At 64.7% G+C, this 13,256-nt stretch carries 12 protein-coding genes, 1 tRNA gene and 1 pseudogene; 6 read left to right on the forward strand and 8 right to left on the reverse strand.

The genetic code is table 11. The features are described 5' to 3' along the window. Positions 1 to 44 precede the first annotated feature (44 nt). Entirely contained in the window at positions 45 to 3,461 is a 3,417-nt protein-coding gene (locus OXR00_RS11875; RefSeq protein WP_267388429.1) for a glycosyl hydrolase, read from the forward strand. Positions 3,462 to 3,715: 254 nt separating this feature from the next. Here OXR00_RS11875 and OXR00_RS11880 read toward each other — a convergent pair whose 3' ends face one another. From OXR00_RS11880 to OXR00_RS11895, 4 genes are all read right to left on the reverse strand, one after another. Beyond that, the gene (locus tag OXR00_RS11880) at positions 3,716 to 3,802 is read right to left on the reverse strand and encodes a hypothetical protein (protein ID WP_267388565.1); all 87 of its coding nucleotides are present in this window, start codon (positions 3,800 to 3,802) and stop codon (positions 3,716 to 3,718) included. Between the two features lie 31 nt (positions 3,803 to 3,833). After that, positions 3,834 to 4,682, reverse strand: coding sequence for a hypothetical protein (locus OXR00_RS19810; RefSeq protein ID WP_267388430.1), 849 nt, complete (start codon positions 4,680 to 4,682; stop codon positions 3,834 to 3,836). Between the two features lie 112 nt (positions 4,683 to 4,794). After that, entirely contained in the window at positions 4,795 to 5,433 is a 639-nt protein-coding gene (locus tag OXR00_RS19815; RefSeq protein WP_346732004.1) for a DUF6538 domain-containing protein, read from the reverse strand. Continuing rightward, positions 5,389 to 5,463: transfer RNA gene (locus tag OXR00_RS11895), tRNA-Gly, on the reverse strand. Before OXR00_RS11895 ends, OXR00_RS19815 begins: the two co-directional genes overlap by 45 nt. A 177-nt stretch (positions 5,464 to 5,640) precedes the next feature. Between OXR00_RS11895 and OXR00_RS11900 the strand changes: the two genes are divergently transcribed. Together OXR00_RS11900 and OXR00_RS11905 are read left to right on the forward strand one after the other, a co-directional pair. Continuing rightward, positions 5,641 to 6,552 carry a tetratricopeptide repeat protein gene (locus OXR00_RS11900; RefSeq protein ID WP_267388432.1) on the forward strand — a complete coding sequence of 304 codons (912 nt, stop codon included), beginning with the start codon at positions 5,641 to 5,643 and terminating at the stop codon, positions 6,550 to 6,552. Beyond that, the gene (locus tag OXR00_RS11905; RefSeq protein WP_267388433.1) at positions 6,549 to 7,187 is read left to right on the forward strand and encodes an LON peptidase substrate-binding domain-containing protein; all 639 of its coding nucleotides are present in this window, start codon (positions 6,549 to 6,551) and stop codon (positions 7,185 to 7,187) included. Before OXR00_RS11900 ends, OXR00_RS11905 begins: the two co-directional genes overlap by 4 nt. Positions 7,188 to 7,232: 45 nt before the next feature. On the opposite strand, the gene OXR00_RS11910 is transcribed toward OXR00_RS11905, so the two are convergent. From OXR00_RS11910 to OXR00_RS11920, 3 genes are all read right to left on the reverse strand, one after another. Continuing rightward, on the reverse strand, positions 7,233 to 7,613 hold the full coding sequence (locus OXR00_RS11910; RefSeq protein WP_242151882.1) for a hypothetical protein: 381 nt from the start codon (positions 7,611 to 7,613) through the stop codon (positions 7,233 to 7,235). Between the two features lie 145 nt (positions 7,614 to 7,758). Next, the gene (gene dnaN / locus OXR00_RS11915) at positions 7,759 to 8,871 is read right to left on the reverse strand and encodes a DNA polymerase III subunit beta (RefSeq protein ID WP_242152322.1); all 1,113 of its coding nucleotides are present in this window, start codon (positions 8,869 to 8,871) and stop codon (positions 7,759 to 7,761) included. A gap of 138 nt (positions 8,872 to 9,009) precedes the next feature. Next, positions 9,010 to 9,690, reverse strand: coding sequence for an outer membrane beta-barrel protein (locus OXR00_RS11920; protein ID WP_267388434.1), 681 nt, complete (start codon positions 9,688 to 9,690; stop codon positions 9,010 to 9,012). Positions 9,691 to 9,839: 149 nt separating this feature from the next. Here OXR00_RS11920 and OXR00_RS11925 point away from each other — a divergent pair, with 149 nt between their 5' ends. From OXR00_RS11925 to OXR00_RS11935, 3 genes are all read left to right on the forward strand, one after another. Beyond that, entirely contained in the window at positions 9,840 to 10,349 is a 510-nt protein-coding gene (locus OXR00_RS11925; RefSeq protein ID WP_267388435.1) for a hypothetical protein, read from the forward strand. A gap of 67 nt (positions 10,350 to 10,416) precedes the next feature. After that, on the forward strand, positions 10,417 to 11,601 hold the full coding sequence (rlmN, locus tag OXR00_RS11930) for a 23S rRNA (adenine(2503)-C(2))-methyltransferase RlmN (protein ID WP_267388568.1): 1,185 nt from the start codon (positions 10,417 to 10,419) through the stop codon (positions 11,599 to 11,601). A gap of 193 nt (positions 11,602 to 11,794) precedes the next feature. Beyond that, positions 11,795 to 12,550: a sulfite exporter TauE/SafE family protein gene (locus OXR00_RS11935; RefSeq protein WP_267388436.1), complete on the forward strand. Its 756-nt coding sequence runs from the start codon at positions 11,795 to 11,797 to the stop codon at positions 12,548 to 12,550. On the opposite strand, the pseudogene OXR00_RS11940 reads toward OXR00_RS11935, so the two are convergent. Further along, positions 12,541 to 13,255: pseudogene (locus tag OXR00_RS11940) on the reverse strand (flavin reductase family protein). The gene OXR00_RS11935 and the pseudogene OXR00_RS11940 overlap by 10 nt on opposite strands. Position 13,256 lies beyond the last annotated feature (1 nt).

A 13,256-nucleotide genomic window follows, 5' to 3' on the forward strand; every position in this document is an offset into this window, starting at 1 on the left:
CATTTAGATAAGCAGCGCGCTACGTGTCGCGCCGGAGAGGACCGATGATCGCAACCGCCCGATACCGCGCTATGCTGACCCGAGCCGCATTGCTTGCCACCGCACTGACGTTGCTGCCTGCTGCCGAGCGCGCGCCTGGAGGCGATACGGCTAACGCACCGGCGGCCACGAAGCGCCTGACGCTGGAGGAGCAATTTCAAGATCCGCCGGCATCGGCACGGCCCCGCGTATGGTGGCACTGGATGAACGGCAACATCACGCAGGATGGCATCGCCAAAGATCTTGCGTGGATGAAACGCGTCGGTATCGGCGGCGCGCAGAGCTTTGATATCAATCTCGCCACGCCCCAGATCGTCGATCATCGGCTCGTCTATATGAGCCCCGCTTGGAAAGCGGCGTTCCGCTTCGCCGCTAGCGATGCCTCCCGACTCGGCCTGGAACTTGCGGTCGCATCATCGCCGGGCTGGTCGGAAACCGGCGGCCCATGGGTCGCCCCGGCGGACGGCATGAAAAAGCTCGTCTGGAGCGAGACGATGATACCCGGAGCGAAACCGTTCACAGGCTCGCTCAAGCACCCACCGGCAGTGGCAGGGCCCTTCCAAGGCATCCCACGCCAGCCGGACCTCTCGGACCTTCTCGCCGGGACGACACCAAAGCATATCGACGATTTCTATCGCGACGTCGCGGTGTTCGCGGTGCCTGAGACAGTCGTCGACAAGACCGTAACGGCGCGCGTGCGCGACGGGCTTGGTGCCTCGATCGACATCGCATCGCTTACGGACGCCGACCAGCAAACCGGCTACACGGTCGCCGCCCCCAAGCCGGACGAACCCCGCATTCTGCAGTTCGATTATCCCGCTGGGCAGACGCTGCGCTCGGCGCGGATTTTTCTGCCCGGTGCCGCGATTCCGCTGATCGGCGGGCTGTTCACCGCCCGGCTCGAGGCTAGCGCGGACGGTACGGCATGGCGCAAGGTGACGGACATGCCGCTGGATGAGGTTCCAACGACGGTAAGCTTCCCGGCGGTGACCGCGCCGCACTTCCGTGTGGTGATCGGCACCGCACCAATGCCCGCGCCGGCCGCCACCGGGCTCGACATCGGGCTGGCAACCGGCAGCGTATTCGGCAAGATGCTTGGCGGCCAGTTCGCAAAGCCGGTTACAGTGGGGGATATCCGCCTGTCACCCGAACCGCGCATCGACCGGTTCGAGACGAAAGCCGGATTCTCGATCGCGCGCGATTACTATGCGCTTGGCGCGCCCGGCGATGACGCGACCGGTGCCCCGCCTGAAGCGACGATCGATCTTACCGGCCGGATGCGCCCCGATGGCACGCTTGACTGGACGCCGCCACCGGGCCGCTGGCGGATCATCCGGCTCGGCTATTCGCTGCTGGGAACGACCAACCACCCCGCGACCGACGAGGCGACCGGGCTGGAGGTCGACAAGTTCGATCGCACCGCCGTCCGCGCGTATCTCGATCATTACCTCGGTATGTACCGCGCGGTTACCGGGCCGGATCTGCTGGGGCCGGCCGGCGTGCGCACGATGGTGACGGACTCGATCGAGGTCGGCGCAAGCAACTGGACGCCCAAGCTCATCGAGCAGTTCAAGAAGCTGCGCGGCTATGATCCGACGCCGTGGCTGCCGACGCTCACCGGTGTGCTGATCGGCACGCGCGAACAATCGGACCGCTTCCTGTACGACTATCGTCGCACGCTGGCCGACCTGATCTCGAGTGAGCATTACGGCACGGTGGCCGACGTCGCACATCAGTCCGGCCTTAGCCTTTACGGCGAAGCGCTGGAGAGCAACCGACCGACGCTTGGCGATGATATGGCAATGCGCCGCCATGCCGATGTGCCCATGGGGGCAATGTGGGCGTTCGGGCGCCGCCAAGCCCCCTCCCCAAATTACGTCGCCGATATCAAGGGCGCGGCATCGGTCGCGCATCTGTACGGACAAAATATCGTCGGCGCGGAATCGATGACGGCGGCGGACGCGCCTTGGGCGTTCGGCCCAGCCGATCTGAAACGCGTGATCGACCTCGAATTCGCGCTCGGCGTCAACCGCCCCGTCATCCACACATCGGTCCACGCGCCGGTTGACGACAAGCTTCCAGGATTGTCGCTTGGCGGGATCGGCCAGTTCTTCAACCGGCAGGAGAGCTGGGCTGAGCTTGCACGTCCCTGGGTCGACTATATCGCACGCAACGCATTCCTGTTGCAGCAAGGTCGGAACGTCGCCGATGTCGGCTTCATTTATGGCGAGGAAGGCCCGCTGACCGCGCTGTACGGCGAGACCGGTATACGCGGCGCTCCGACCGCGAACGGCTATGATTTCATCGATTCCGCCACGCTGTTGAACGCGCTACGCAACGACGGCGACGCCGTCGTATCGCCCGGCGGCGCGCGGTATCGCCTGCTGTATCTCGCCGGATCATCCGATCGAATGACACTTGCCACGCTTCGCAAGCTTGCCGCTCTGGTCGAAGGCGGCGCAACGGTCGCCGGCTTAAAGCCAAGCGGTAGCCCATCCTTGGGTGAGGCGACGAAAGAATATACCGCACTCTCGTCGAAACTGTGGCCCGGTGGGGCCGAAGCGCGGATCGGCAAGGGCCGGATGCTCGCGACCCGCGATATCGATACCGCGCTGCGTGAGGCTGATATCCGCCCTGACTTCACGTTTACGGGCGCAAGCCGGGCGGCGTTGATCCCCTTCGTGCACCGCCAGCTCGCCGATGGCGACAGCTATTATCTGGTCAACCGGCGCGACCAGCCCGAGACGATCGAGGCCCATTTCCGCGTCGTCGGCAAGGCCCCGCAGATCTGGCATGCCGAGACCGGCCGGTCTGAACCGGTCAGCTACCGGATCGAGCATGGTGAGACGATCGTCCCGCTCACGATGGCGGGCGAGGACTCGTTCCATGTCGTGTTTCGCACGCCAGCGATAGCGGCGGTTCACGACGAGCGTGTAACCCAGCCGCTTCGCGTCGCCGCCCTCGATCGCGACTGGACGGTCGCGTTCCAGCCGGGACGAGGTGCGCCTGCGCGCGCGCGCTTCCAGACGCTCGCGCCTCTCGATAGCAATACCGATCCAGGCATTCGCTATTTCTCTGGCGTCGCGACCTACACCCATCGGTTCACCACCCCGCGTCGCTGGAAGCCCGGACAGAAACTGCTGCTCGACCTCGGCGAGGCGAAGGAGATTGCCGAGGTACGGGTCAACGGCAAGCTCGCCGGTTATGCATGGCACGCGCCATACCAGATGGACATTGCCACGGTAACGAGACCGGGTGTGAATCAGCTCGAAGTCCGCGTCGCCAATCTGTGGGTGAATCGCTTGATCGGCGATCAGCAGCCGGGCGCGACTAAGGTCACATGGACCGGGAGCGCGACGTACCGCGCGGATGCACCGCTACGGCGGTCCGGGTTGATCGGCCCGGTCACATTGCGGCGATGATGGCGGGTCATGCTTCGAGATACGCCTCATTCCTTTCGGCGCGGCGCCTCCGTAGGGCATGAGGTGTATGCGATGCGTAGGACGCGATGAATACCCTCAGGCGAAAGGCAACGGGACGCCGTGTAGCGACCGGGGGTGAGACCGAAGGTGATCGGACTCGCCCCCTCGTGCTGGTTCAGAAGTGGAAGCCGGTGCGAATGCTGTAGGGCCGCGGGGCCTGCCATTGATAAGCGTTGATGAGAATACATTACGTTTTACGCCCAGAAACGCTTTCTTGATGTCCCGCTAATGCCTGGATTAAACGCGTTGGTGGAATCGAGTTGGCGATAATGTGCCGGCAAGGCGGGTTTTGCAGAATAGATGCGTCAAACGTTATGCTCCTGCGGGATATTCCGCCCCGCGTATGTCGAGCAACGCGAGCATGTCTCGCTTCACTGTGGCAGCATCGCTACCCAATTTTAAAACGTAGTCCTGATGCAGGACGTGGCAGAAGAAATGGCCATAGTAGAGGGGCAGATGTTTCCGCAAGACATGAAGGTTCAGTGGTCGCGCAAGCTGCGGGACGCTCATCCGGTCGGCACTCGCTTTCGCATCCGCGTTTTCGAGGAAACGGGTGAACCACCTCGATATCGCTGTGGATCGGTAGCCAAGGTGGCCGAACGGAAGTTCGGGGAACAGGTTGGTCTCACCACACAGGCGTTGCGAGGCCGCGAACGCCAGAAAGCCGCAGCGGATCAGTTCATCGTGGACGGGCACGACCCGTTCGCTCGCGTTCGTCTTCACGCGCTTCTCGTCCCCGGTAAGACTGACGCCCGAGGTCACATTAAAGCAGGCAACCCCGTCCATCTCTCGAATGTCGGATACCTCAAGCTGGCAAATCTCGTTGAGTAGTAGGCCGCTGAACAGCGCGATCAGCGGCACCCAGAATCGAGCGCGGCGCGGTCGCTGATCGCCGGGGATTGCGTAGCCATTCGCGTCGTCGCGACATCCGGTGTAGATCGGCGCATCGAAGATGCGGCGAAGCTGCTCGGTTGAGAACGGATTGCGCTTATCGCGCTTCTTCACCGGGTCGGGGAGCTTGAGCCACTTGAGCGGATTGCGATCGAGATACCCCTCGTTGATCGCCCAGTTCATTACCCCGCCGAACCGATTGACGTAGGCGTTGAGGTTCGCGGTGCTGATGAGGCGGGCCTCGCCACTCGCCTTGGCGGCAGCGACCACCTCCTTGATCGTCATGTCAGGGAAGCGTTGATGCGCGCTCTTCGGCATCTCGCGGAGCAACGCCACAGAGTCGCAGCATCCCTCGCGCGTGATATCGGTGAGCGCTGTCTGCTCACCGAACACCTCGATCACCCATTTTCGGGTTGTCGCGTGGGCGATCTGGGTCCGTTTGCTCCATTGGTGCTTCGGGTCGGCGAATGAAACGATCGTAGACATCGCCAATCGTGCGCCTGTTCGATGGCGGGGGCGGCGCTGGCGGTTGCGGAGCAGCCGGAACCCATGGCAACAAAATAGGCGGGCCGTTCAGCGTGGTGACGATCAAGGCCGGATCGGCCAGCCTGCCGATCGAGGCCCGCGCCTTCTCGAACTCGCTCTCCACATCTGCCGCGATCCTATGGATGCGCCGAAGCGCCATCGCATAGCTGTCAGTATCGAGTGAGCGCCATACCTCGCGCCCTTCCCAGACCGTCAGGAGATCGGTCGGCACCCGTCGTCTGTAATGGAAGATGCCGCGCTTCGAACACAGGCCAATCGGTCGATTGTGCAGACGCCTTGTGTAGACGCCCTGACGACGATTTTCCGAGCATTTACGAGGGCTTGGAGCACCACGAGCGGCATCATTGTGTAGACGCTTGGTGGAGACGATCTTGGTGCTGAACCGTAATTTCGACGGTTTTGTGAGGACTTCCAATGGCTTGGAAGTCGCTGGAGCGGGCGAAGGGATTCGAACCCTCGACCCCAACCTTGGCAAGGTTGTGCTCTACCCCTGAGCTACGCCCGCTCTGGCGATCTGCCTTCCGAACGCTGCCGGAAGGCGGGGTGAGGCGCGGCTATTAGCTGCGCTGTTCGGGGCTGGCAACCCCCATATTCACGTTCTCGTCGATCTTTGTGAAAAGCCTTGGCTTGTTCGCCCAAGCGCCCACATAAGGCACCACACAATCGAGCATTGGAGCGCGACTTGGCTACCCTGGGATTGAACGCCGCCGAACGCGAGGCCGTCGAGAGCTTCCGCCGCGACGTGGTCGAACCGTCGATGACGAGCCTCGTCATCATCGATTTCTGGGCGGAATGGTGCGGACCGTGCAAGGCGCTGACGCCGCTGCTGGAAAAGGTCGCGGCGGCCTATGCCGACAAGGGCGTGGTGCTCGCCAAGGTCGATACCGACAAGAACCAGTTCATCGCAGCGCAATTCCAGATCAAGTCGATCCCGACCGTCTATGCGATGTTCCAGGGGCAGCTTGTCGCCGATCTGACCCAGGCGCGCACGGAATCGCAACTGCGCACGATGCTCGACCAGATCCTCAAGCAGTTACCGATCGAAAGCGAAGGTGCCGCGCTGGAGGCCGAGATCGAGCCGATGATCGCGATGGGCGAGCAGGTGCTGGCCGACGGCGATGCCGAGCAGGCGGTCGACATCTTTCGCCAGATCGCGGAGCTGGCGCCGGACAATGCCGCCGTTCATGCCGGGTTCGTGCGTGCGCTGGTCGCCAGCGGCGATCTCGATGCAGCCGACGCGCATCTGGCGCTGATCCCGGCGGAGATCGCCAAGCTCCCCGAGATCGAGCGCGCCCGGGCGGCGCTCGCGCTCGCGCGGGATGCCAAGCCGGTCGATGATCTCGCGGGCCTCGCCGCCGAGGTCGCCGCCAATCCGCACGACATGGACAAGCGCTTTGCGCTCGCCGGCGGGCAGATGGCGTCGGGCGACCGCGAGGCCGCCGCCGCCACGCTGCTGGCGATGATCGCCGAAGACAAGGCGTGGAACGAGGCCGCCGCGCGTACGCAGTTGCTAAAGCTGTTCGAGGTGGTCGGGCTCGAAGATCCGTGGGTGTCGGCACAGCGTCGCAAGCTTTCCGCGATCCTGTTCGGATGAGCGAAGCCGCGAAGACCACGCGCCTGTCGATCTTCCCGCTGCCGGGGGCGTTGCTGTTCCCGCGCATGCATCTGCCGCTGCACATCTTCGAGCCGCGCTACCGGGCGATGGTGTCCGATGCGATGGCGCGCGACCGGCGCATCGGCATGATCCAGCCGCGCACGGGCAAGATCACCCGCAAGGACAGCCCGCCGCTGTTCGAGATCGGCTGCGTCGGCAAGATCGGCGAGTTCGAGGCAGGTGAGGATGGCCGCTACAATCTGGTGCTGGAAGGCGTTGCGCTGTTCCGCATCGTCCGCGAACTCGACGTGACCACGCCGTTCCGGCAGGTTGAGGCTGAACTGCTGCCGCTGGCGGAGGAGCCCGAGATGCTGTCGCTGTCGCGTCGCTCGCTGTTGGAGACCGAATCGCGCGCGTTCGCGGATGCGCAGGGTTATGCGGTGGATTGGGACGCGGTGACGCGGCTGGACGACGAGGCGCTGGTCAACGGCATCGCCCAGATCGCGCCGTTCGACGTTGCCGCGAAACAGGCGTTGCTCGAATCGCCCGATATCGAGGATCGCGCCGAACTCATCATCCAGTTGATGCAGTTCTTCGGTCGCCATGACGGCGAAGATTCGGTGACGCTGCAATAACGTTCCGGATGCGGGGCGGTGGCGAACCACGCGCCCCGTGACCAGTTAGGCCTTCTTGCGGCCGCGCTTGGGGGCGGCGGCAGCCTCGGCGTCATGTTCCTCATCCGGCTGGTCTTCGCCGGCTTCGGTCAGCGCCTCGCCAAGCGCCTTCAGCTTCTCCTGATTGGTCTCGGCCTTGTCGGCGATCTTGGTCGTGGCGGCACCAAGCCGGTGGAGCAGCGCATGCACGCGGTCTGCGTCCGGTGCGTCCTTCTCCAACTGCTTGCGCAGCGATCCCAGATCCCGAAGGATGCCCTTCGCGCCGGTCGTGTCGATATCCGCCAGCGCGGCTTCCCAATCCTCGATCATGTCGGCGCCCTTGGCGGCCTTGGTCGTTTCCAAACCGCGATTGATCGCGTTCATCGTCCCGGCGAATTTCACGGCCATGCTGTATCCTTTCAGGCAACCGGCAAACACCGGCGGCCGTCAAACGGGACATGACGTGGAAAGCCGCACCGTCGACGCGGCTTAAGCGGCAGAACGTGCCGTATGCGGCACGTTGCGCTGCCGATTGATCCAGATCAGCGGTGCATCACACCCGCATCGGCATCAGCACGTACAGCGCGGCGGCCTTGTCGTTCTCGCGGATCAACGTCGGCGCGGCGGCGTCGGCGAGATGCACCTCGACCGTATCGCCATCCAACTGGCCGAGGATATCGAGCAGGTAGCGGCTGTTGAAGCCGATCTCGAACGGCAGCGATACATATTCGCCGGGCACTTCCTCGGCGGCAGTGCCGTTGTCGGGGCTGGTGACCGACAGGATGATCTTGTCGCGGTCTAGCGCCATTTTCACCGCGCGCGTCTTCTCGGTGGCGATCGTCGACACGCGGTCGACGCCTTCCTCGAAGCTGCGCGGATCGATCTTGAGGATCTTGTCGTTGCCGGTCGGAATCACGCGGCTGTAATCGGGAAAGGTGCCATCAATCAGCTTCGACGTCAGCAGCGCATGGCCGAGATCGAAACGGATCTTGGTCGAGGACAGCGACACGCCGACCTGCGCATCGACTTCATCGAGCAGTTTGCGCAACTCGGCGATACATTTGCGCGGCACGATCACGTCGGGCATCGCCTCGGCGCCTTCCGGGCGTGGCATCGTCACGCGGGCAAGGCGGTGCCCGTCGGTGGCGGCAGCCTTGAGCACCGGCTGCGGATCGGCCGAGACGTGCAGGAAAATGCCGTTGAGGTAATAGCGCGTCTCTTCGGTCGAGATCGCGAAGCGCGTCTTGTCGATGATCTGCTTGAGCGTTTCCGCCGGCAGCTCGAACGTGACCGGCAGTTCGCCCTCCGCGATCACCGGGAAATCGTCGCGCGGCAAGGTGCCGAGCTGGAAGCGGGCGCGCCCTGCCACGATGGTCAGCTTGCCATCGGCGGCGGCCAGGCTGACCTGCGCGCCCTCGGGCAATTTGCGGGCGATATCGAACAAGGTGTGCGCCGAGACGGTAGTCGCGCCCGGCTGATCGACCGCTGCCGCAATCGTCTCGTTGATCTGGAGGTCGAGATCGGTCGCCATCAGCTTGAGGCCGCCCTCAGCCGTCGCCTCGATCAGCACATTGGAAAGGATCGGGATGGTGTTGCGCCGCTCCACCACCGATTGCACATGGCTGAGGCCCTTCAGGAGGGTCGCGCGTTCGATCGTCGCCTTCATCTCAATCCCCCGGGCCATCAGCCCACTTATCGTCCCGCCCGGCGTTAAAAGCCGTGGGTTAATGCGCCGTTTCCATCCTTAACGCGAAAAGGGGCCGGAGCAAGCGCTCCGACCCCTCCCCTCGCCCGATTCGGACGCTTAGAAGCGGTAGCCGACGCCCACCGCGATCTGGTGGCGATCGGTGTCGACGTCGAAGTTGTTGGTATTGGCGCCGTTGCGATACTCCAGGCGCGCATCGCCGTAGTTCGAATAGCGATACTCGATCTTGGCATAGGTGTTGGGGCTGATCGCCTCCTCGATGCCAGCGCCGACGCGGTAGCCGTCGAGGTTGTAATGCGCGCCGGTTTCGGTCACGCCGTCGCTGGCGGTCAGGTCGAGCCGCCCGTTGGTGTAGCCGCCCTTGGCATAGACGAGCGTGGTCGGCGACACCTTGTAGCCGATGCGCGCGCCGGCATAGAGATCGCGGCCCTGCTTGACGCGGCCATAGCCGAGCGCGGCGGCGCTGTACGGTGCGTTGGTGACCTTGCCGGTCGAGCCGGTGATCTCGCCCTCAACGCCGATCACGATGTTGCCGAGATCCTTGTCGTAGCCGATATCGCCACCGTAGAGCAGGCCATCCGCCTTGCGGTCGCTGTCGATATCCGAGTCCGGGCCGCGACCGGGCTGGAGCTTGTCGTAGCCGAGCAGCACGCCGACGCGCGGTCCATTGAACGCGGTGCCGGAAACGGGGGCGGGCGGCGGGCCGTCCTGCGCCATCACGGGTGCGGCGACGCCCAGGCCGAGCACGGCGGTGGCGGCGGTGACAAGAAACTTCTGCATGATACTCACTCCATTACACATTTCCGCAACTGCCGGGCAGCATCCGGGGCGGGAATGCTCAAATAGGTGAGCGGATCACGCGTTGCATGAACCTCAGATAAACGCGGAAATCCGTTGCTTTTGCGCCACACGGGGTTGAAAGCGCACCCATGGCTTCCAAGGCAGCGCGGTTCATGATTTTGGCAGGCGCGGGCCTTTGGCTGTGCGCCGCGCCGGCTGACGCGCATGACGCGATTGGCGTGTACAAAAATTGGGGCGCGTTCAGCGATCCTTCGCCATTGCACTGCTTCGCGATCGCGCAACCGGTGCAAAGCGGCGGCAGTTCGCGCTGGCGCCCGTTCGCCAGCGTTGCGAGCTGGCCGAGCCAGAGCGTGCGCAACCAGCTTCACATCCGGCTCAGCCGTACCCGCGACCCCCGCGCCCGCGTCACGCTGTCGGTCGGCGAGCGTCGCTTCGAACTCGTCGCAGGGCGTACCGACGCCTGGGCGCCGGATGCGCGCACCGATGCCGCAATCGTCGCGGCGATGCGCTCGGGCCGCAGCATGAGCGTCGAGACACTGGCGAACAGCGGCGGCCCGTTTGCAGACGTCTATGCGCTTGGCGGCGCGGCGACCGCGATCGATGCCGCGGCGCTGGCGTGCGTGCGGGCCCACAGCTGAGCCGCGAGTAGAAAATCCTGCGAAAAGCTGCTATATCGTGTCTATGCAGACAGCTTCCGCCGCACTGATGCCCATCCCCGGGCACATCGATCCCGTGCCCGTGCCCCGCGCCGCCGTGCCTCGCCCGGACGGCCGGATCGACCTGCTCGGCCTGTCCAAGCTCGACTTGCGCAGGGCGCTGGAGACGGCGCAGCTCGAACCCAAGCAGGCGAAGCTGCGCGCCAAACAGCTTTGGCACTGGATCTACAATCGCGGCGTGACCGACTTCGCGCTGATGACCGATATCTCCAAGACGATGCAGCCGTGGCTCGCCAATCGCTTCGCGATCAGCCGGCCGGAAGTGGTCGAGGCGCAGGTGTCGACCGACGGCACGCGCAAATGGCTGCTGCGTGCGCCCGATGGCGAGGATTACGAAGCGGTGTTCATCCCCGACGCGGATCGGGGCACGCTGTGCGTGTCGAGCCAGGTCGGCTGCACGCTCAACTGCCGGTTCTGCCATACCGGCACGATGCGGCTGGTGCGCAACCTCACCGCCGCCGAGATCGTCGGGCAGGTGATGCTGGCGCGCGACGCGCTCGGCGAATGGCCGTCGACGCCGGAGGGGCGGATGCTCACCAACATCGTGATGATGGGCATGGGCGAGCCGCTCTACAATTTCGATGCGGTCAAGGATGCGCTCGGCATCGTCATGGACGGCGACGGGCTTGCGCTGTCGAAGCGGCGGATCACGCTGTCGACCTCGGGCGTGGTGCCGATGATGGCGCGCGCCGGTGCCGAGATCGGCGTCAACCTCGCGGTGTCGCTGCACGGCGTCACCAAGGAGATCCGCGACGAGATCGTGCCGCTTAACCGCAAATACGGCATCGAGGAACTGTTGCAGGCGTGCGCGGACTATCCTGGCGCGAACAATGCGCGGCGCATCACCTTCGAATATGTGATGCTGAAGGACAAGAACGACAGCGATGCCGATGCGCATGAGCTGGTTCGGTTGCTCAAGCATTATCAGTTGCCCGCCAAGGTCAATCTGATCCCGTTCAATCCATGGCCGGGCGCGGCGTACGAGACCTCCACGCCGGAGCGGGTCAAGCGGTTCTCGGAAATCGTGTTCCACGCGGGCATCTCCGCGCCGGTGCGCACCCCGCGCGGGCGCGATATCGACGCGGCGTGCGGTCAATTGAAAACGGCGAGCGAGAAAAAGAGCCGCGCCGAACTCGACCGGCTGGCCGAGGAGAAGCAGGCGGCGCTGGGGTAAGGCGCGCCGGCAAGCGTCAGCAAAGCTGACGCGAGCAGAAGGCGCGCCCGGCCGGCGGCGCTACAGCGCCGTCATAACGCTTAAGGCGCACGACTACGCGTGACGGGCGAAACCGCTCGCGATAAAAGCACCCTAACGTCGGACCTTAGCCTCACCGGCGAAGGGCCTTACTCTACCCTTGCGGAGCCTCGCCTTGAACGTCGGTAGCATAGCCCTTGCCGCCGTTGCAGGCGTGTTCGGCGGCGCGATGAACGCGCTTGCCGGCGGTGGTACATTCGCCACCCTGCCCGCGCTGATCGCGCTCGGTCTGCCTGCCAACGCGGCCAACGCCACCTCCAACGTTTCCCTGCTGCCCGGCGCGGCGGTGAGCGCGTGGGGGTTTCGTGACGAACTCGGTCCGCTCGGCGGGGTCGATGTGCGGGTGCTGGCGGCGATCACTTTCGTCGGCGGGCTGGCGGGCAGCCTGCTGCTCGTGTCCACGCCGACGCATCTGTTCGATCTGCTCATTCCCTGGCTGCTGCTCACTGCCGCACTGGTGATCGCGTTCGGGCCGCGTGCTGCCGCCGCGCTGCACAGCGTCGTCACGATCGGGCCACGCGCGCTGGTGGTCGGGCAGGCGCTGCTCGGCATCTATGGCGGGTATTTCGGCGGCGGCGTCGGCATGATGCTGACCGCGACCTACGGCTTGCTCGCCAACATCACCCCACGCGCCTTGTTCGCGCCGCGTACGTTGATGCTCACCGTCGCCAACGGGGCGGCGGCGATCGTGTTCGTCTCGACCGGGCTGGTGCGCTGGGACGCGGGCGTGCCGATGCTGATCGGTGCGATCCTCGGCGGGTGGATGGGCGCCAAACTCGGCAAGCGGCTGTCGGCGGCGGTGGTGCGCGGTGGCACGCTGGCGGTGACCTGCGTGGTGACGATCGTGTTCTTCGTGCGCGCTTACGGCTGATCGGGACGGCGCATTCGGAACAGGCTTTCGTCGCCCACCTCGAAATAATCCGCCGGGCCACCGCCGCGCAGGATCGGACGGGCGCGACCGGTCTGGTACACGCCGTCCTCCAGCATATCGGGCGCGATATGCACGCCGATCACCTCGCCGAACACGACCCAGGTGTCGACGGCCTGACCTTCCTTGGTCTCCAGCCGCAGCGTCTGCGTCGCGCGGCATTCGAGTTGAACCGGGCTTGCCGCGACCCGGTCGGGCTTCACCAGCCGCGAGGGCAGCGCTTCGATGCCGGCGAGGTCGAACTCGTCGACCTCCGGGCCGACCATCGCCGCGCTGGTGTTCATCACCTCGGCAAGCGCGCGGGTGGCGAGGTTCCAGACGAACTCGCCCGTCTCGGCGATGTTGGCGACATTGTCCTTCCACCCGACCGACGCGAAGCCGATGATCGGCGGTTTGTAATTGAATAGGTTGAAGAAGCTGTACGGCGCGAGGTTGCGCACCCCGGCCGCGCTGCGCGTGCTGATCCACCCGATCGGGCGCGGGCCGACGATCGCGTTGATCGGATCGTGGGCGAGACGATGGCCGGTGGCCGGCTCGTAAAAATGATGATCGGTGGTCAAGACATGGTTTCCCTTGCAGCGCGCGTGGCTCTACAGGATTTGCGACGGTCGCGTAACCATCCGCGCCGGTTTGGCGTATACGGACCATG

This window comes from Sphingomonas sp. GC_Shp_3 (assembly GCF_026540945.1).
GTDB lineage: Bacteria > Pseudomonadota > Alphaproteobacteria > Sphingomonadales > Sphingomonadaceae > Sphingomonas.